A 19,367-nucleotide genomic window follows, 5' to 3' on the forward strand; every position below is an offset into this window, starting at 1 on the left:
GCAGCCCACGGGCTGCCTTTTTTATATCTCTCTTTGCGGTTCAGCCGAGCTGGAACAACAGAGGCCAGCCCTGCTCTTGGCAATAACGGTGCTCCTTCTCCAGATTCTGCATCAGGAGACGGTTCTCCTCGCACCAGTCGATCGGCAGGGTTACTACCAGCTGATCCCCTTGTACCGCGACTTTCCACTCTGGCAGCAGGTTGTCCTGGCGCTTGTGGTGCGCGGCTACCGCTAGGCGCAAAATGCGGATGCAGCGCAGCACCGTCTGCAGGTCGTGGTTGGGCAGGGGCGGTAGCTCGGCGAGTTTTAGCCCCTTGCGCTGGAAGCGTACCAGCGCGGCCAGCAATGCCTGATCGTCCTGGTTGAAGCCGGGCAGGTCGGTGTGTTGCAGGATATAGGCGGAGTGGCGGTGGATGCCGCTGTAGTTGATGGCAAGGCCAATTTCGTGCAGCCGCGCCGCCCAGCCGAGGATGGCGCGATAGGGCTCTATCTCCATCTGCCAAGGCTCTTGCAGGGCATCAAACAGGGTCAGCACGCTCTGCTCCACCCGGGCGGCTTGTTTGCGGTCCATCCGGTAGTGGGTGCCGAGGGCTTGCGCCGTCCGTTCGCGGATATCGTGGTGCTGCAAGCGCTCCTCGAACTCATACAGCAATCCTTCACGCAGGGCTCCGTCAGAGTAGTCGAGCCGCTCGATGGGCAGCGAGGTAAACAGGCCGAGCAGGATGGCGACCGCGGCGGCAAACACCTCCTGACGCTCCTCGGTGAGCCCGACCAGTTTGAGGTTATCGACCCGTTTATGTTCGATCATCAGGGCCTTGAGGCGCTCCAGCCCCTCCAGCGTAATACTGCCGTCAGTCAGCCCCTCACCCTGCAGCACGTCGCGCACGGTGCGGATCGAGCCTGAGCTGCCAAGACAGCTCTGCCAGCCCAGCTTGCGGTACTGGTTGACGATGGGGGCGAGCTGGTGCTGCGCCTCCAGCACGGCATTGGTGAAGTGCTTGTCGCTCAGCTTGCCGCTGGCAAAGAAGCTCTGGGTAAAGCTGACGCAGCCCATCTTGCGGCTGGTGAGGGCCTTGTGTTCAAACCCTTCACCGATGATGAGCTCAGTGCTGCCGCCACCAATGTCGATCACCAGTACCTGACCTTCAATATGCTGGGTATGGGCGACCCCCTGATAGATGAGGCGCGCCTCTTCCTGGCCGCTGATGATCTCGATGGGGTGGTTGAGTACCTTGGCTGCTTCGCTGACGAATTCACGGGCGTTACTGGCGCGGCGCAATGTGTAGGTACCGGCAATACGAATTTGATCCGGTTTGATATTGGTGAGCCGTTCGGCAAAGAGTGACAGACAGGCGAGGCCGCGTTCCATCGCCTCCGGGCTCATGCGCTTCTGCTCGTCCATCCCCTCGGCCAGACGCACCCGCTCCTTGATGCGATCGACGATGCGAAAACGCCCTTCGCTCAGATGGGCGATCACCATGTGAAAACTGTTGGAGCCGAGATCGACGGCGGCATAGAGACTATTGTCCATTGTTTGACTCGATACGTTTGAGATAGTCGTAAATCGCGACCTGAGAGCGGATTTTTCGGCGATTGCCCCGCTTCACATATTCGTTTTTCTGGTCGGCATCGATCACCCGCGCCTTGCAGGTATCACTCAGTTGTAGCTCGAGAATATCCATGATGCGCTGCTTGAGCCGCTCGTCATAGATGGGCGTGCCCACCTCGATCCGGCCGTCAATATTGCGGCTCATCCAGTCAGCGCTGGAGATATAGAGCTGGGGGTTGCCCTTGTTGTGGAACACCATCACCCGCGGGTGCTCGAGGAAGCGGTCGATGATGCTGATCACCTTGATGTTGTCACTCAAACCCGGCACGCCCGGCCGCAGGGCGCACATGCCACGGATGATCATCTGGATCGGCACGCCCGCCTGACCGGCGGCATAGAGCCGGTTGATGAGATCCCGGTCCACCAGATTGTTGATCTTGAGGATGATGCCGCTCGGCTGGCCCGCCTTGGCGTTGGATAGCTCGTTGTCGATGAGACGATAGAGCTGACGTCTGCTGTTGATGGGGGAGACCAGCAGGTGGTTGAATTTGTAACGCTTATAGGGGTACTCGATATATTCAAACACCCCCTCTACTTCGGCGGTGATATCCGGATTGCGGGTCAGCAGCGAGAAGTCGGTGTAGATCTTGGCGGTCTTCTCGTTGAAGTTACCGGTACCGATGTGGGCATAGCGCACTGGCTCGCCATTTTCGTGGCGAGTGATGAGGCATAGCTTGGAATGGATCTTGAGGCTCGGTACCCCGAACACCACCTTGACCCCGGCATCGGTGAGGATGTTGGCCCAGTCGATGTTGGCCGCTTCGTCGAAGCGGGCACGCAGCTCGACCACCACGGTCACCTTCTTGCCGTTGTTGGCGGCATCGATGAGGGAGTGGATGATCCGCGACTTCTTGGCCACCCGATAAATGTTGATGCGAATGGCGCTCACCGCCGGATCGAACGCCGCCTGGCGCACCAACTCGGTGAAGTGGTGGAACTTGTGATACGGGTAGTAGAGCAGAATATCCTGCTTGGTGATGGCATCGAAGGCGTTGACGAAGCCGTCAAAATCGCGGCAATCCAGCGCCGGCAGTTTGGGGTTTTCCAAATAGTCACGGCCCACGTTGGGGAAGCCGATGAAATCCTTGAAGTTGTGGTAACGCCCACCCGGCATGATGGCGTCGTAGGAGCTGATCTGCAGCTTGAGTTTCAGGAAGCTTATCATGGCGGCGGGCATCTCCCGCTCGTAGACGAAACGCACCGGCATTGCGGTGAGGCGCTGCTTCAAGCCGTCACTCATCTTGTCCACCAGGCTCAAGTCCAGCTGGTCGGAGAGGTCGTATTCGGCATCCCGGGTCAGCTTCACCGCATAGGCGGCAATCTCGTCGTAGTCGAAGAAGCCTTTGAAGATCTCGTCGAGGCAGAAGCGGATGACGTTATCCAGAATGATGATCTGCTTCTTGCGGCGGGTCCCTTCCGGCGGCAGCTGGAAGAAGCGGGGCAGGTCGTCGGTCGGCACTTCCACCAGAGCGTACTGGATCACCTGACCGTTCTTCTTCATCTCGATGGCCAGATAGGTGTACTCATCCTTGAGGAATTTGACCGGATTGACCTCTTTGTTGAGCAGGATCGGGATGATGTGGCGCAGCACCTTCTCCTTGAAGAAGACCCGCAGCCACTTCTGAATGGCATCGGAGAGCTGGTTCTCGTTGACCAGAAAGATGTTGTGGCGAGCGAGCGCAATCAACAGCTCTTTATAGGTGTTGTCGAACGCTTCACCGAGCGCCATCACTTTTTGCTGGATGGCGCGCAGCAGCACTTTTGCTTCATCGTCGCCACCATGTACTTCATTGATGAGGATGCGGCGCTTGACGTCCGATACCCGTACCTTGAAGAACTCATCCTGGTTGGAGGAGAAGATCCCCAGAAAACGAACCCGCTCGATGAGGGGCACCGTCTTGTCCATTGCCTCTTGCAACACCCGTTCATTGAATGAGAGCCAGCTCAGCTCTTTCTCTTCATACTGCTTGTCGGTGCTCATCTTGTGCCTCTGTTTCAGGTCGCGTCTGCGCGGCAGTTATGGCGTTAATATATGACAAATAAATGACAGTATTGTTACTGCTCGCTGAACGCTTCGTCGATGTCGACGACCAGATCGTCGGAGAGGGATTCCAGCGCGGTGATAAGCGTATCCATCGCGAGCCCGTCGGGCAGGGCTACCAGCGCATGGGCATAGAAGAGCGGGGCGCCGGAGTGGGGAGCCGGTTCACAGCCAGTGGTGAGATCGGCCACATTGATCTCGAGCTGACGCAGGATGCTGGCTACTTCATGGACGATGCCGGGGCGGTCGTTGCCGGTCACCGTCATCATGACTTGATGGGCTGGCTCGGTGGTCGGTGTCCCTTCGGCAAAGCTGATGGTCAGACCCGGTAGCATGGCCAGTGCTTCGCACAGGCTGCGATAGTGCTCATCGGGGACAGAGACATGGAGAATACCGGCAAACTGGCCCGCCAGTTCGCTCATGGCGCTGCCCAGCCAGTTGCCCTGCTCGCGGCTGATGACTGCTGCCAGACTCTCGACGATCCCGGGTTTGTCTGCACCGATCACGGTGACCACCAATTGCTTTTGCATCCTGCTCTCCTTGAAATGGGATTTCTTGCTCTATCCCTATTGTGCCTGCTGGGGCTGGTCATATGAACCCCCGCCTGCTGACAAATAGATAAAAAGACGGGACTTTTCACTTTCTATACACGGGTCTGCTGCCTTGCTCCGTGGCGGCTGTGGTAAAGTAATTCCCCTTTCGTGTCGTGAAATGGATCGTGCTCTCATGAATACCCTTGTCCTATCGGGATTGTTGTTGCTGGCGCTGCTTGTGCTGGCGATCTTCTGGAGCAGAGGCAGACAGCAAAAGCGCCTGCCCTATGATGTGCAGGAGACCCTGTTCAGTCCCGCCGAGCGATCCTTCCTCGGGGTGCTGGATCTGGCGGTGGGTGACAAGGCCCGGGTCTTTGCCAAGGTGCGGGTGGCCGATGTGCTGACGCCGCAGGCCGGGATCGGCAAAAGCAAATGGCAGCAGTACTTCAACAAGATCAGCGCCAAGCATTTCGACTATCTGCTTTGCCACCCTTCTGATCTCTCCTTTATCTGTGCCATCGAACTCGATGACAGCTCCCACCGCCATCAGAAGCGCAAGGCGCGGGATCTCTTTCTGAAAACCGCCTGTGACAGTGCCGGTCTGCCGTTGCTGCAGATCCCGGCAAGTGCCAGCTATCTGGTGGAAGAGCTGCGCGAACAGATCTTGCCGCTGCTGCTCAAAACCAGCGAACCCTTGATTGACGATCTGCCGCACGGGGCGCGCCGCGAGCCGACGTTCAACCCTCTGCTGCTGGACGGCGTGGATGTCGGTGCCGGGATGCGTGGCCGCACTGCCCATGCCGAGGCTGTCTCGCCCTCGTCGCTCCACGAACCTGCCATCCGGGCCAAGGGGATGGTGGAGACACCACAGAGTGAGGGTGAGCTGGTCGATGGACTGTTCGCCGATGTAGAGGAGGACGAGGAGCTCGAGGTGCAGCATTGCCCCCGCTGCGATGCGCCGCTGGTGGAGCGGGAGGCGAAAAAAGGCCCCCACGCCGGTCGACTCTTCCTGGCCTGTAGTCGTTTTCCCGCGTGTCGTTATGCGGCGCCGCATCACCACCACAGCCACTGAGTTCATCTGACCGTATTGCATGCTGCCCTCTGACGAGGGCAGTTTTCTTTCCGCCATTGGCGGCGTTTGCTAGCGGCGCCAATGCAGAAAATTCCTCGGCAAAATTTATCTAATCTCCCGTTTCTATCGATACACTTAGCCTGAATACGACAATTTTTGACAATGTGTCGGTTTTTTGGCACTTTGTGTGCCTGCAAAAAGACAGTCAGTAGCTGTTTTATTACTAAATAAAACAATAAGTTAGTTCAGGATATCGCGAGGGATGGATATGGTGGAGATGGGCGTGTTGATTGTTGATGCCGATGCGCAGCGGCGCCAGCAGTTGGGAACCGTGCTCACGTTTATGGGGATCCTGTGGCAGGATGTCGCAGAAGGGGACCTGGATGTCGCCATCGAATCTTCTGGCCCACTGCAAGGGGTGCTGGTGGGTGAACTGGCAGGTCGCACCTTGCCCGAGTTACTTGCCGCTTTCCCTCGTACCCCCTTTATCTCGCTGGTTGAGGCGGAACTGCCCAACAGCAACTTTATCGGTGTTGCCCAGGCCCCCTTTACCTATGAGTCGCTGACTCGTCACCTGCACTTCTGTCAGGCTTTTGTCTCTCTCCATCCCCGTCAACAGACCCATGACAAGGGGCAGACGTTGCTGCGTTTGCTGGTGGGCAAAGGGAAGGGGATCCAGGAGGTTCGCCGCCTCATCAGCCAGGTGGCCGAGACCGATGCCAACGTGCTGATCCTTGGTGAATCGGGAACCGGCAAAGAAGTGGTGGCCCGTGCCATTCACGAACTCTCGGCCCGCAGTAGTGGCCCCTTTGTGCCTATCAACTGTGGTGCCATTCCTGCCGAGTTGCTTGAGAGCGAACTGTTCGGTCACGAGAAGGGAGCCTTTACCGGCGCCATCGCAGCTCGTCGCGGTCGTTTCGAGCTGGCGCAGGGGGGCACTCTGTTCCTCGACGAGATTGGCGACATGCCGATGCCGATGCAGGTCAAACTGCTGCGGGTATTGCAGGAGCGGCTGTTCGACAGGGTCGGTGGCGGCAAGCCCATTCAGGCCGATGTGCGCATCATTGCGGCGACCCATCGGGATCTGGAGGCATTGATCCGCAGTCAGGGTTTTCGTGAAGATCTCTACTACCGCCTCAACGTCTTCCCCATTGAGACCCCGCCACTGCGGGATCGCATCGATGACATTCCGCTGCTGCTGCAGGAGTTGCTCAACCGTCACGCGGAGCAGCACCACAGTGTGATCCGTCTGACCCAGCGGGCGCTGGAGTCGCTGATGCAGTACCCCTGGCCGGGCAATGTGCGCGAGCTTTCCAACCTGCTGGAGCGGCTGCTTATCCTCTACCCGCAACAGATCGTCGATGTGGCGGATCTGCCGAGTCGTTATCGTCTGTTGCCGAGCGAGCCGCGGGATGAGCGGCTGACCGAGATGGATGAGCGGGATGCGCTGGCGGCGGTGTTCCAGGAGCCGCCGGAGCTGGATCACCCCCTCGCCTCTGCCCGCACCATGCAACTGCCGGAGGAGGGGGTCAATCTCAAGGAGATGCTGGCCGACCTTGAAGTGGAGCTGATCCGCCAGGCGCTGGAGTCGCAGGACGGGGTGGTGGCCCGCGCCGCCGATCTGCTCGGCATGCGCCGTACCACCCTGGTAGAGAAGATGAAAAAGTACGGGATGAGCAAGGACGTTTAAGGGTCAAAGCCTTGACGTTAACATGCAATCTATTGTTTTAATTAACATATTTTAGTGGCATGGAAATTGAATGACCTGACCAAATAGCCAGTTTGAGGTCAGGTTTATGACGATCCAGCAGCAGGACATGCCACTCCAGTCCCACGAAGTGAGCCAGCTCTATGCCATCTTCAAGGCGCTCCCCACCGGGGTGTTGCTGCTTGACGGGGCTGGGGTGGTCACCCGCGCGAATCCGGCAGCCATCTCCCTGCTGGGGGAGCCGTTGGAAGGAGAGCTCTGGCGCCGCATCATTGCCCGCTGTTTTGAACCACGTGAGGATGATGGCCACGAGATCTCCCTGCGCGATGGACGACGGGTCCAGCTTTCTACCCAGCCGCTGCCGGATCAGAGCGGCCAGCTGGTCTTTATCAATGACCTCACTGAAACCCGCAAGCTTCAGGATCGCATCAACCACATGAAGCGGCTGTCGGCGCTGGGCAATATGGCGGCTTCGCTCGCCCACCAGATCCGCACTCCGCTCTCCGCCGCCATGCTCTATGCCGCCAACCTGGCCAACCGTACCCTCAAGCCGGAGTCCCGCAGCCAGTTTCAGCAAAAGCTGATGGCCCGCCTCCAAGATCTGGAGAAGCAGATCAACGACATCCTGCTGTTTGCCCGCAATGGCGACAATCAGGTGGTCACCCCCATCTCGGTACAGGGCTTGCTGGCTGAAGTGCAGGCTGGTGCCGAGGCTTTCTGTCAGCAACAGGGCTGCGAACTGCACATAGAGGCGCCGGAGCCCGATCTCTGCCTGCTGGCCAACAGCAGCGCACTGGCGGGCGCCATCAACAACCTGATCGCCAATGCCCAGCAGGCGGGGGCCACGTCACTCTTGGTCAGCGCGGTGCGCAGTGGTGTCCGGGTGGAGATGCGTGTCATCGACAATGGCAAGGGGATCCCTTCTCACCTGCTTGGTCAGGTATTCGAACCCTTCTTTACCACCCGCTCCCAAGGCACTGGCCTCGGGCTGGCGGTGGTGCAATCCGTCGTGCGTGCCCATCAGGGGGAGGTCGGTGTGGCCTCGGTTCCCGGTGAAGGCACCTGTTTTACTCTGTCGTTCCCCCTGCATCAGCAGCAGGTGCAACTTGGAGGTGCAGCATGAGCCTTGTTAAGGAGCTGTGCCTGCCGAGAGGGAGCCATATCAATGCGGCCAGGTTGGCTGTCGTGGGAGGTGTAGCATGACTCAGGCCCGGATCCTGGTTGTAGAAGATGACAATGGCCTGCGCGAAGCGCTGGTGGATACCCTTTTGCTCGGCGGTTATGAGTGCCGCGAAGCGGACAGCGGCGAGCGTGCTCTGCTGGCCCTCTCCCGTCAGCCGTTTGACATGGTGATCTCCGATATCCAGATGGGGGGAATGGACGGCCTCACCCTGCTGGCTACCATCCGCCAGCAATATCCGCAGATACCTGTGTTGCTGATGACCGCCTACGCCAATATCGACGGCGCGGTGCGCGCCATGCGCGAAGGGGCCATCGACTATCTGGCCAAGCCCTTTTCGCCGGAGGTGCTGCTCAATCAGGTTAGTCGTTATGTACCGGCCCAGAAGGTGGAGAAGCGCGCCGTGGTCTACGGGGATCCCAAAACCGCCGAGCTGTTCCAGCTGGCGACCCGAGTGGCCAGAAGCGAAGCGACCGTGATGGTGACCGGCCCGAGCGGAACCGGCAAAGAGGTGTTGGCCCGTTACATTCACGACAACTCCAACCGCGCCGAGCAGCCTTTCGTCGCCATCAACTGCGCCGCCATTCCGGAAAACATGCTGGAGGCGACCCTGTTTGGCTACGAGAAGGGGGCTTTCACCGGTGCGGTACAGGGGTGCCCCGGCAAGTTCGAGCAGGCGCAGGGGGGCACCCTGCTGCTTGACGAGATCACCGAGATGGATCAGGGGCTGCAAGCCAAATTGCTGCGGGTGTTGCAGGAGAAAGAGGTGGAGCGGCTCGGCAGTCGCAAGATGATCCCGCTGGATGTGCGGGTCATCGCCACCAGCAACCGGGATTTGAAAAAAGCGGTACAGGATGGCCTGTTTCGCGAAGATCTCTACTATCGTCTCAACGTCTTCCCGCTGCGCTGGTCTGCTCTGAACGAGCGGACCGGTGACATTCTGCCGCTGGCGGAACATTTGCTGGCCCTCCATGCCAGCCAGCAGGGGTTGCCGACACCCAGATTGACCGAGACATCACGGAGGAGGCTGCTAGCCCACAGCTGGCCCGGCAATGTGCGGGAGTTGGACAACGTGGTACAGCGCGCCCTGATCCTCAGTCCGGACGGGCTGATCGATGGGGAGCACCTCATTCTGGAGGAGCTGGACGAAGAGAGCATGGAGTCGATCTGTGTGGAGCGCAGTTATGGCGGTGATCGCCTTGGCAGCGAGCTCAAGCAGCAGGAGCACCAGATCATTCTCGACACCCTGCAAGAGTGCAACGGCAGCCGCAAGGATGTCGCGGACCGACTCGGCATCAGCCCGCGCACCCTGCGCTACAAGCTCGCCCAGATGCGGGATGCGGGGATCGATTTGCCCGCCTGAGTCAGGTTGTTTGCCCGAGAGTGAGGGCGAAGCTTCATCGTGCTGGCGCTGTCATGGTCTTGACAGCCCGGCTCGATTATCATGGGGCCCTTGGCGCTTTGAGCCTGGCCCCTGTTTTTATTGGTAAAGCAGGGGACCGAGCCTTAATAAGGGACCCCTATGATCTCTCATCGAAAACTCGAAACCGTACTGAACCATCTGCTCGAACCTCACGCCATAAAGGATTACTGCCCCAACGGCTTGCAAGTGGAGGGGCGCGAGCGCATTCGCAAGGTGGTGACCGGTGTCACCGCCAGTCAGGCGCTTATCGACGCGGCGGTGGCTGCCGAGGCCGATGCTATTCTGGTCCATCACGGCTACTTCTGGAGCGGTGAACCGGCCCAGATCACCGGCATGAAGCAGCGTCGGCTCAAGACCTTGCTGACCCACGATATCAACCTGTTTGCCTACCATTTACCGCTGGATGTCCATCCCGAGGTGGGTAACAACGCCCAGCTCGCCAAGCTGCTCGACATCAAGGTGCGTCGCGGTCTGGAGCCGTGGAACAGCAAGAGCGTCGCCATGGTGGGCAAGCTGGAAGAGCCGATGAATGGGGCCGACTTTGCCAAGCTGATTGCCGATCGCCTTGGCCGCGAACCACTCTATTGTGGCGACAGCGGCCCCGAGCTTATCCGTTCCGTAGCCTGGTGCACCGGTGGCGGTCAGAGCTACATCAATCTGGCGGCGGAGCAGGGCATCGATGCCTTTATCTCTGGCGAAGCCTCCGAGCAGACCATTCACACCGCTCGCGAGATGGGGATGCACTTCTACGCCGCTGGCCATCACGCCACCGAGCGTTATGGTGTCAAGGCGCTGGGGGAGTGGCTGGCGACCGTGCATGGGCTGGATGTCACCTTTATCGATATCGACAATCCGGTCTAGGGTCGCTTGGCCGCGTAGCGGCGTAATCGGACCTGACCTAAGCCATCGTGAGGTAGGTAGAAATGACAAGGGAGGCCTAAGCCTCCCTTGTTGTATCTGACATGCAGTTGTTAGCGGTTACTCGCTGGCGTAACCCGCGGCACCCAGCAAGGTGCCATCCAGTTGCACAGCGCTGTCCACCATCTGCAGCCTGCCTTCGCAGAACCAGCGTACCACCAGCGGATAGATGCTGTGCTCCTGCGCCTGTACCCGTGCCGCTACCTCGTCCGCACTGTCTCCTTCAAAGATGGGCACACGGGCCTGCAGGATCACCGGGCCACCATCCAGCTCTTCGGTGACGAAGTGGACGCTGGCGCCATGCTCGCTATCACCGGCATCGATAGCACGCTGGTGAGTGTGCAAGCCCTGATACTTGGGCAGCAGGGAGGGGTGGATATTGATCATCCGCCCGGCGAAATGGCGCACCAGATCGCCGCTCAATATCCGCATAAACCCGGCCAGCACCACCAAGTCCGGCTGATAGTCTGACATCAGCGCAAGCAGGGCGGCGTCATACTCCTCCCGGCTGGCAAACTGCTGCTGGGCCAGAATAGAGGTCGCCACGCCTGCCTCTCTGGCGCGAACCAGACCATAGGCATCGGCCTTGTTGCTGATGACGCCGACCACCTCACCGGCAATCTTGCCGCTGGCACAGTGGTCGATGATCGCCTGCAGGTTGCTGCCGCTGCCGGAGATTAGCACCAGGATGCGTTTCATAGGGGAGTTCATTTGGCTGTTGATCCGGTCATTCATTGAATGACGACCTGCTCCTCACCATCGGCTGCCTTGGCGATATGGCCGATATGCCATGCATTTTCGCCTTCCGCCTTGAGCAAGGTCAGCGCCTTCTCCAGCTGGTTGGCGGGCAGGGCGATGATCATGCCGACACCGCAGTTGAAGGTGCGATACATCTCGTGACGGGTAACGTTGCCAGCCTGCTGCAGCCAGCTGAACACTGCCGGCCACTGCCAGCTCTGCTCATCGATTACCGCTTGGGTGTTGGCGGGCAGGACGCGGGGGATGTTCTCCCAGAAGCCACCACCTGTGATGTGGGAGAGGGCGTGGATCTCGCACTCCTTGATGAGCTTGAGCACAGGTTTCACATAGATGCGTGTCGGCTCCAGCAGGGCGTTGGCCAGGGTCGTGTCACCCAACGGTTGATGCACGTCGGCCTTGGAGACTTCCAGAATTTTACGGATCAGGGAGAAGCCGTTGGAGTGAGGGCCGCTGGCGGCCAGGGCGATCAGGGCATCCCCTTCACCGACCTTGCTGCCGTCGATAATTTTGCTCTTCTCCACCACACCGACGCAGAAACCGGCGATGTCGTAGTCTTCCCCTTCATACATACCCGGCATCTCGGCGGTCTCGCCGCCCACCAGGGCACAGCCTGACTGCTCGCAACCGGCACCGATTCCGGTGACCACTGCGGCCGCGGTGTCCACGTCCAGCTTGCCGGTAGCATAGTAGTCGAGGAAGAACAGCGGCTCGGCGCCCTGTACGATCAGATCATTGACGCACATGGCTACCAGGTCGATGCCCACAGTGTCGTGCTTCTTCAGGTCGATGGCCAGCCGCAGCTTGGTGCCCACACCATCGGTACCGGAGACCAGTACCGGCTCCTTGTAGCCCGCAGGGATTTGACACAAGGCCCCAAAGCCGCCAAGACCACCAAGGACTTCAGGACGACGAGTGCGCTTTGACACGCCCTTGATACGTTCAACCAGTGCATTGCCGGCATCGATATCTACGCCAGCATCCTTGTAGCTCAGTGAGGTTTTGTCAGTCACGAGTATTCCCCGTCATGTAAAGAAGTGGAGGGTAAAATTCGGGGCGTATTCTAACAGTGGCGGTGAAAAACCAGAAAGGAAATCGTTTGCGCGTTTTTGCGCGGAAATGCTCTACAAGCGGTGGCTTTTGTTGTATGATTCCGCGATTTTTTTGCGGCAGGTTAGAGGAGATAATAATGAAAGTCGTTGAAGTCAAACACCCCCTGGTCAAACACAAGATCGGTCTGATGCGTGAAGGCGATATCAGCACCAAGCGTTTCCGTGAACTGGCCAAAGAAGTGGGCAGTTTGTTGACCTATGAAGCGACCTCTGACTTCGAAACCGAGAAGGTTATCATCGATGGCTGGAATGGGCCAGTAGAAGTTGACCAGATCAAAGGCAAGAAGGTAACTGTCGTACCCATCCTGCGTGCCGGCCTTGGCATGATGGATGGCGTACTGGAGCACATGCCGAGCGCCCGTGTCAGCGTGGTCGGTATCTACCGTGATGAAGAGACCCTGCAACCGGTTCCCTATTTCGAGAAGATTGTCAGCAACATTGAAGAGCGTCTGGCGCTGGTCATCGATCCGATGCTGGCCACTGGTGGCTCCATGATTGCCACCATTGATCTGCTGAAGAAGAAAGGCTGCCAATCCATCAAGGTGCTGGTACTGGTTGCCGCGCCGGAAGGGATCAAGGCGCTGGAAGCCGCTCATCCTGACGTAGAGCTCTACTGCGCTTCTGTCGACCAGGGGCTGAACGAGAAAGGTTACATCGTGCCGGGTCTGGGCGACGCCGGCGACAAGATCTTCGGTACCAAATAAGTTTATGCCTTGACCTGCTTCCCATGTGGAAGGGGTGATCGGAGCCGGCGCATCGCCGGCTCTGCTGTTTGTGGCCGCTTGTGCCAGCCTTGCCGCAGGGCGTTCCTTGCCGCTACCATAAGCTTACTCTCCCATTTCGAGACTCTGTTCATGTTCAAACGTGTTGTGACCGCCCTCTGCTGCGGCTTGTCGTTCATGGCCTCGGCCGCTCAGGTGACCGACCTCTATCAGGGCAAGGCCCCGACCAGTGGTGACATGGTGGCTGCTCAAGGGCAGGCACTGGGTCAGGTACTGATCAAGGTGACCGGCAAGCGCGACATCCTCACCCAGCCGGTGGTGGTCAAAGCGCTGGCGGCCCCGGGCGACTATGTCAAAAGCTATGGCTATCAGGATCAGGACTCCGTCAAGTATCTGAAAGCCGAGTTCAAGAGTGACAAGGTCAACAGCCTGGTCTCCGAGAGCCAGTTTGCCCTGCTTGGCCCGGCTCGTCCCCAGATGGCGATCTGGCTGGTGGTGGATCAGGGGGAGCGTCGCCTGCTGGCAGATCAATCCAGCGATGGTTGGGCGCAAGCCTTGCGCGAGCAGGCCCAGGCGCTGGGGCTACCCATCAGCATTCCGCTGATGGATCTCGATGACAACATGGCGGTCAGTGCCACCGACGTCTGGGGACGCTTTGCCGACCCGATTTTGCAGGCAAGCCAGCGCTATGGCGCCGAGATGGTGGTGCTGGGCAAGCTGACACCGGAAGGTGACAAGTGGAGCATCGATTGGGGACTCTACGGTCCCAAAGCGGCCGGTGAAGTGACCGAGCTGACCCGTGGCAATAGCACCGGCACTCAGGCCGAAGTGGCGCAAGGGTTTGCCGATACCCTGGCGGCCTGGCTGGTGAAAAACTACGGTGCCCGCATTTCGGGTCCGGCAACCAGCCAGACCCTGGTGGTGGATGGCCTCTCCGAAGTGGACAGCATGATCGCCGTGCAGAAGATGCTGCAGGGGATGGCCAACGTCAGCAAGGTGGCGATCGGCAAGCTGGAGGGAGACCAGGTCACCTTCAACTTTACCCTGCAAGGGGAGCAGGCCGAGCTGGTGCGGGCGCTGCAGCTTGAGAGTCGTTTGCGCAAGGTTGACGATAATGGCAGCGGTTTGCGTTACCAATGGTCGCAGCCCTGATTTTATAAGGCTTTTGTAGACCGCCCGGCTTGCCCGGGCGGTTCTCTATCTGCCATTGCGATGGTACACTTAGCCACAAATGTCACAGTCAAAGCCCAACGAGTGAAGCAACCGGCCCAACTGTCTTTAGCCGTACAACTACCGGATGATGAAACCTTCGTCAGTTTTTATCCCGGCAACAATGCTCATCTGATCACCGCTCTCAAAAACGCGGCCATCGGTCAGGGATCGCCTTTCCTCTATTTCTGGGGAGCCAAGGGATCCGGACGCTCTCATCTGCTCCACGCCACCTGTGCCGAGGTCAACGCCCGCGATGCGGCGGCGGCCTATCTCTCCCTCGATCAGTTTGAACAGCTCGACCCCAGCATGCTCGATGCCCTCGAAAGCTTGCCGCTGGTCTGTCTCGACAGCCTTGAGGCGATCGCCGGCAATGCCGTGTGGGAGCGGGCGCTGTTCGATTTCTATAACCGCTGGCAGGAGAAGGGCGAGGGAACGCTGGTGGTCACCGGCTGCAGCGCACCGCGCAAACTGGGGCTGCAGCTGCCGGATCTCGCTTCGCGCCTCGACTGGGGGGTGAGTTTCCATCTCGAAGAGCTGGATGACGAAGGCAAGCTCAGTGCCCTGCAGTTGCGTGCCGAGCTGCGGGGCTTCAAACTGCCCATCGATGTGGGCCGCTTCCTGCTGAACCGACTCTCCCGCGATATGCGCACCCTGCTCACCACTCTCAATCAGCTCGACAATGCCTCATTTCGCGCCAAGCGCAAGCTCACCATCCCCTTTGTTAAAGAGATCCTCGAGCTCTGATCCTCTCGGCGGTGTGCGGTTGTGCACCTGACTTTCGTTTGAGTGGCAGATAAAAAGAAACCCCGGCTTCAGACCGGGGTTTTGCTATTTCAAAGGGCTCTGCCTATCAGTGGAACTGATCTTCTTCGGTGGAGCCGGTCAGTGCGGTGACCGAGGATTGGCCACCCTGAATGACGGTGGTCACCTTGTCGAAGTAACCGGTACCTACCTCCTGCTGGTGGGCCACGAAGGTGTAACCACGGCTGGCGGCGGCAAATTCCGGCTCCTGCACCATCTCGACGTAGTGCTTCATCCCTTCGCCACGGGCGTACTGGTAGGCCAGCTCGTACATGTGGAACCACATGTTGTGGATACCCGCGAGGGTGATGAACTGGTACTTGTAACCCATATCGGAGAGCTCCTGCTGGAAGCGGGCGATGGTGGCATCGTCCAGATTCTTCTTCCAGTTGAAGCTCGGGGAGCAGTTGTAGGCCAGGATGCGATCCGGGAACTTGGCCTTGATTGCTTCGGCAAATTTACGCGCTTCGTCCAGATCCGGCTTGGCGGTTTCACACCACACCATGTCGGCGTAGGGGGCGTAAGCCAGACCGCGAGCGATGGCCTGATCGATACCGGCACGCACCTTGTAGAACCCTTCGGCAGTGCGCTCGCCAGTCAGGAAGTCTGCATCGTACGGGTCGGCGTCGGTGGTCAGCAGGTCAGCGGCGTTGGCGTCGGTACGGGCGATCACCAGGGTGGTGGTGCCGCACACATCGGCTGCCAGACGGGCGGCAACCAGCTTTTGCACCGCTTCCTGAGTCGGTACCAGCACCTTGCCGCCCATATGGCCACACTTCTTGACGGAAGCGAGCTGATCTTCGAAGTGCACGCCAGCGGCGCCCGCTTCAATCATTCCCTTCATCAGTTCGAAGGCGTTCAATACGCCACCGAAACCGGCTTCCGCATCGGCCACGATAGGCAGGAAGTAGTCGATAAAACCCTCGTCCTGCGGCCCGATCTTGTTGGCCCACTGGATCTGGTCGGCACGGGCGAAGGAGTTGTTGATGCGCTCCACCACGGACGGTACAGAGTTGGCCGGGTAGAGGGACTGATCCGGATACATGGTGGAGGACAAGTTGTTATCCGCCGCCACCTGCCAGCCGGAGAGGTAGATCGCCTCGATCCCCGCCTTGGCCTGCTGCACCGCCTGACCACCGGTCAGGGCGCCGAGGCAGTTGACGTAGCCTTTCTTGGCGTCGCCGTGGATCAGGCCCCACAGCTTGTCGGCACCGCGCTGAGCCAGGGTGTGCACCGGCTGCAAGCTGCCGCGCAGGTTCACCACATCTTCGGCGCTGTAGCCGCGCTTGATCCCTTTCCAGCGGGGGTTTTCCGCCCAGTCTTTCTCGATAGCCTGGATCTGTTGCTCACGGGTCAGTGCCATATCAGTTCCCTCTTTCATTGATTTCACGTTTCCATTGACTTGTTATTGGCGAGCCCCGCTGGGGGCCCGTGATTCAGAGCCGCTCGTAACCGGGCAGCGTCAGAAAATCGATCAGGGTGTCGGCGCAGGTGATCTCTTCCATCAGTTCACTCGCCTCGGCAAAGCGTCCTGCTTGCCAGCGTGCGGCGCCCACCTCGGCTTTGACCACCTCCAGCTCCTCGGCCAGCATCTGGCGGAACAGCTCTTTGGTCACCACCTTGCCATTCGACAGGCTCTTGCCGTGGCGGATCCACTGCCAGATGGAGGTACGGGAGATCTCGGCGGTGGCGGCATCTTCCATCAGACCGTAGATGGGCACGCAGCCGTTGCCGTTGATCCAGGCCTCCAGATATTGCAGGGCAACCCGGATATTGGTGCGCATCCCCGCCTCGGTGCGCTCGCCCTCACAGGGTGCCAGCAGGTCGGCGGCGGTGATGGGGGCATCCTGCTCACGCAGCACGCCGATCTGGTTCTTGGCACCAGCCGCAATGGTGGCATTGAACACCGCCATGGCGGTATCGGCCAGGCCAGGGTGGGCGACCCAGGTGCCATCGTGGCCGTTGTTGGCTTCGCGCTCCTTGTCCGCTTTGACCTTGGCGAAGACCTGCTCGTTGACGGCGGCATCCTTGGCCGGAATAAAGGCCGCCATACCGCCCATCGCCAGCGCTCCGCGCTTGTGGCAGGTCTTGATCAGCAGCCGCGAGTAGGCGGAGAGGAACGGCTTGTCCATGGTCACCACCTGACGATCAGGTAGTACCCGATCCGGATGGTTCTTCAAGGTTTTGATATAGCTGAAGATGTAGTCCCAGCGGCCGCAGTTCAGCGCAACGATGTGATCCTTCATCTGATAGAGCAGCTCATCCATCTCGAATACGGCTGGCAGGGTTTCAATCAGCACGGTGGCCTTAATGGTGCCACGGGGCAGACCGAACTTGTCCTCGGTCCAGGCGAACACCTCGCTCCACCAACGCCCTTCCAGATGGCTCTGCAACTTGGGCACGTAGAAGTAGGGGCCCGAGCCTTTGGCCAGCAGCGCCTGATAGTTGTGCAGGAAGTAGAGGGCAAAATCGAACAGGCCGCCTGGGATGGGTTCGCCATCGAAGGTGACATGTTTTTCCGGCAGGTGCAGACCGCGCACCCGGCAAATGAGGACGGCCGGATTGGGGTTCAGGGTATAAGCCTTACCTTCCGGACTGGTGTAAGAAATGGTGCCGTTGACCGCATCGCGCAGGTTGATTTGGCCCTCGATCACCTTGTTCCAGGCGGGTGCCAGTGAATCCTCGAAATCCGCCATGAACACCTTGACGTTGGCGTTGAGGGCGTTGATCACCATCTTGCGCTCGACCGGGCCTGTGATCTCCACACGGCGGTCTTGCAGGTCGGCAGGAATGCCGCGAATGGTCCAGTCACCTTCACGGATGTGGGCGGTTTCCGGCAGGAAGTCCGGCAGCTCGCCACCATCGATACGGGCCTGACGTGCCACACGTTGTTTCAGCAATTCCCCTCTTTGGGGAGCAAAACGTTCCACCAGTTCGGAGACCAGAGCCACCGCGTCCGGCGTCAGAATTTGCGCGTATTCGGGCAGCATCTCGCCCTGGATGCGAAGGCGGGCGCTGCAGTGGGTCTGAGCCGGTGCTGACATAAGGTTCACTCCTTTGAGAATTACATTTTGAACTTACTAACTACGACTAAAGTCGAATCCCTGTTCCTGAAACGTTCCCGCAACAACGGGATAACACGATTGATAAGGTGCGAAATATTGTTGATTACGTCAACAGTTTTTTTAAACGCCTGTTTTTTTGATATAGTTAAGTTGATGTTTTTTATTGCTTTATTTGGTTGGTGTAAAAACTCTACGCAGATGGTTATGCTCCTGCTTTTTCCCATCTGACAACGGCTAATTTGGGCCGTTACCTTGCCCCTCGCTCTGTAACTTATTACGTAATAAAATTACAAATGCAAAAACAAATCCCGACCTAACTCCAGGCTTTGCCAAAACAGCCGTATAAAGTGCGTTTGAATGTGGCAATGAATGTTTTGCTATTGCTAGATCTAGTTGGTGAACGTGCGTTTTAAACTTGGTGTGGTGATGCAGGCTCTGTTGGCACCAGCGGTTGCAACGATGGAAAGTGAAGCGCAATAACGTAGGTTTGTATCAATTGTCGGGGGGGATGCCGGGGAGGGAAGAGGGAGACGCATTAGTCAATAATACTGCCATCCTTGATAGAATTAGCAGTTTGTCGTTTTTTGCAGATTTCTCGCCAAGGGTGTGAAACTGAGTGTGTTGAACAGGCGATGCCCCAGTGATTGAGCGGCCATCTGGCCGGGCTCAATAGTCATCATCCGGTTCGGCAAGATCGATCACATCCAGCTGGATGACCTGTTCATTTTCGCTTTCGGTGTGGCAAGGGGTGTCGTGAGGAACGGAATAAAGCGTAATGGCGGGTGCGAAATCGGTGTTCTGGTTCATGCCTGGTCCTGTGTTGCACGCAAGCCGGACAGTGATCCCTTCACTCGTGTTTCCACCTCCCTGTGTTGTCTACCGGCGGAAAGTTGCGCATCTTAATGAGTTCGGCAAAAAGATTCAAGTGGTTCTGAGTGTTTTTTGTTCTTGGTAGGCTGGCGTTGTCAGGAGGATAAATCGTAGGCAAAAAAATAGCCCAGTCGTTTGACTGGGCTATTCTCGGGGAAAATGGTCGGTGTGAGAGGATTCGAACCTCCGACCCTCTACACCCCATGCAGATGCGCTACCTGGCTGCGCTACACACCGACGGAGTCAGACTCGGCTGACGGGGAGGAAGTCTAATAGCATGGCCAAACGGGTGCAACTCCTTTTTTATCATAGAGATGCCGATTGCTTCTTTATTGCTCAGTTGGG

At 58.6% G+C, this 19,367-nt stretch carries 16 protein-coding genes and 1 tRNA gene; 8 read left to right on the forward strand and 9 right to left on the reverse strand.

The genetic code is table 11. The features are described 5' to 3' along the window. Nucleotides 1–40: 40 nt before the first annotated feature. The 3 genes from ppx to G5149_RS16670 all read right to left on the reverse strand — a co-directional run bounded on the left by ppx (nt 41) and on the right by G5149_RS16670 (nt 4,180). Entirely contained in the window at nt 41–1,531 is a 1,491-nt protein-coding gene (gene ppx, locus G5149_RS16660) for an exopolyphosphatase (RefSeq protein WP_159158627.1), read from the reverse strand. Next, the gene (gene ppk1, locus G5149_RS16665) at nt 1,521–3,590 is read right to left on the reverse strand and encodes a polyphosphate kinase 1 (RefSeq protein ID WP_421213051.1); all 2,070 of its coding nucleotides are present in this window, start codon (nt 3,588–3,590) and stop codon (nt 1,521–1,523) included. Before ppk1 ends, ppx begins: the two co-directional genes overlap by 11 nt. Before the next feature lie 74 nt (nt 3,591–3,664). Next, entirely contained in the window at nt 3,665–4,180 is a 516-nt protein-coding gene (locus G5149_RS16670) for a glycine cleavage system protein R (RefSeq protein WP_216963538.1), read from the reverse strand. Nucleotides 4,181–4,376: 196 nt separating this feature from the next. Here G5149_RS16670 and G5149_RS16675 point away from each other — a divergent pair, with 196 nt between their 5' ends. The 5 genes from G5149_RS16675 (at nt 4,377) to G5149_RS16695 (ending at nt 10,427) form a co-directional block, all read left to right on the forward strand. After that, complete coding sequence (locus tag G5149_RS16675; RefSeq protein WP_270904533.1) at nt 4,377–5,255, forward strand: DUF2726 domain-containing protein; 879 nt, start codon at nt 4,377–4,379, stop codon at nt 5,253–5,255. A gap of 268 nt (nt 5,256–5,523) precedes the next feature. Beyond that, nucleotides 5,524–6,945, forward strand: coding sequence for a sigma-54 dependent transcriptional regulator (locus tag G5149_RS16680; protein WP_216954401.1), 1,422 nt, complete (start codon nt 5,524–5,526; stop codon nt 6,943–6,945). 106 nt (nt 6,946–7,051) lie between these two features. Beyond that, nucleotides 7,052–8,086, forward strand: a complete 1,035-nt coding sequence (locus tag G5149_RS16685) for a sensor histidine kinase (RefSeq protein WP_216954098.1) — start codon at nt 7,052–7,054, stop codon at nt 8,084–8,086. Between the two features lie 76 nt (nt 8,087–8,162). Beyond that, nucleotides 8,163–9,506: a sigma-54-dependent transcriptional regulator gene (locus G5149_RS16690; RefSeq protein WP_005344556.1), complete on the forward strand. Its 1,344-nt coding sequence runs from the start codon at nt 8,163–8,165 to the stop codon at nt 9,504–9,506. 159 nt (nt 9,507–9,665) lie between these two features. Continuing rightward, nucleotides 9,666–10,427, forward strand: a complete 762-nt coding sequence (locus G5149_RS16695; protein ID WP_216979065.1) for a Nif3-like dinuclear metal center hexameric protein — start codon at nt 9,666–9,668, stop codon at nt 10,425–10,427. A gap of 117 nt (nt 10,428–10,544) precedes the next feature. On the opposite strand, the gene purN is transcribed toward G5149_RS16695, so the two are convergent. Beyond that, on the reverse strand, nt 10,545–11,183 hold the full coding sequence (gene purN / locus G5149_RS16700; RefSeq protein ID WP_270816945.1) for a phosphoribosylglycinamide formyltransferase: 639 nt from the start codon (nt 11,181–11,183) through the stop codon (nt 10,545–10,547). 32 nt (nt 11,184–11,215) lie between these two features. Next, nucleotides 11,216–12,253: a phosphoribosylformylglycinamidine cyclo-ligase gene (gene purM / locus G5149_RS16705; RefSeq protein ID WP_421213053.1), complete on the reverse strand. Its 1,038-nt coding sequence runs from the start codon at nt 12,251–12,253 to the stop codon at nt 11,216–11,218. A gap of 176 nt (nt 12,254–12,429) precedes the next feature. Between purM and upp the strand changes: the two genes are divergently transcribed. The 3 genes from upp to hda all read left to right on the forward strand — a co-directional run bounded on the left by upp (nt 12,430) and on the right by hda (nt 15,030). Next, the gene (upp, locus tag G5149_RS16710; RefSeq protein WP_005334115.1) at nt 12,430–13,056 is read left to right on the forward strand and encodes a uracil phosphoribosyltransferase; all 627 of its coding nucleotides are present in this window, start codon (nt 12,430–12,432) and stop codon (nt 13,054–13,056) included. A 150-nt stretch (nt 13,057–13,206) separates the two neighbouring features. Next, nucleotides 13,207–14,226 (forward strand): DUF2066 domain-containing protein, encoded by a 1,020-nt coding sequence (locus G5149_RS16715; protein ID WP_421213054.1) that lies wholly within the window; start codon nt 13,207–13,209, stop codon nt 14,224–14,226. Nucleotides 14,227–14,328: 102 nt separating this feature from the next. Further along, nucleotides 14,329–15,030: a DnaA inactivator Hda gene (gene hda, locus G5149_RS16720; RefSeq protein WP_013723920.1), complete on the forward strand. Its 702-nt coding sequence runs from the start codon at nt 14,329–14,331 to the stop codon at nt 15,028–15,030. A 106-nt stretch (nt 15,031–15,136) separates the two neighbouring features. On the opposite strand, the gene aceA is transcribed toward hda, so the two are convergent. From aceA to G5149_RS16740, 4 genes are all read right to left on the reverse strand, one after another. Beyond that, nucleotides 15,137–16,450 (reverse strand): isocitrate lyase, encoded by a 1,314-nt coding sequence (gene aceA, locus G5149_RS16725; protein WP_139406426.1) that lies wholly within the window; start codon nt 16,448–16,450, stop codon nt 15,137–15,139. 73 nt (nt 16,451–16,523) lie between these two features. Continuing rightward, nucleotides 16,524–18,131 (reverse strand): malate synthase A, encoded by a 1,608-nt coding sequence (gene aceB, locus G5149_RS16730; protein ID WP_167572144.1) that lies wholly within the window; start codon nt 18,129–18,131, stop codon nt 16,524–16,526. A 687-nt stretch (nt 18,132–18,818) separates the two neighbouring features. Beyond that, entirely contained in the window at nt 18,819–18,959 is a 141-nt protein-coding gene (locus G5149_RS16735; RefSeq protein WP_005334106.1) for a hypothetical protein, read from the reverse strand. Nucleotides 18,960–19,182: 223 nt separating this feature from the next. Further along, nucleotides 19,183–19,259: transfer RNA gene (locus tag G5149_RS16740), tRNA-Pro, on the reverse strand. Nucleotides 19,260–19,367 lie beyond the last annotated feature (108 nt).

The organism is Aeromonas sp. 600479, assembly GCF_049175515.1.
GTDB classification, from domain to species: Bacteria; Pseudomonadota; Gammaproteobacteria; order Enterobacterales; family Aeromonadaceae; genus Aeromonas; species Aeromonas veronii_A.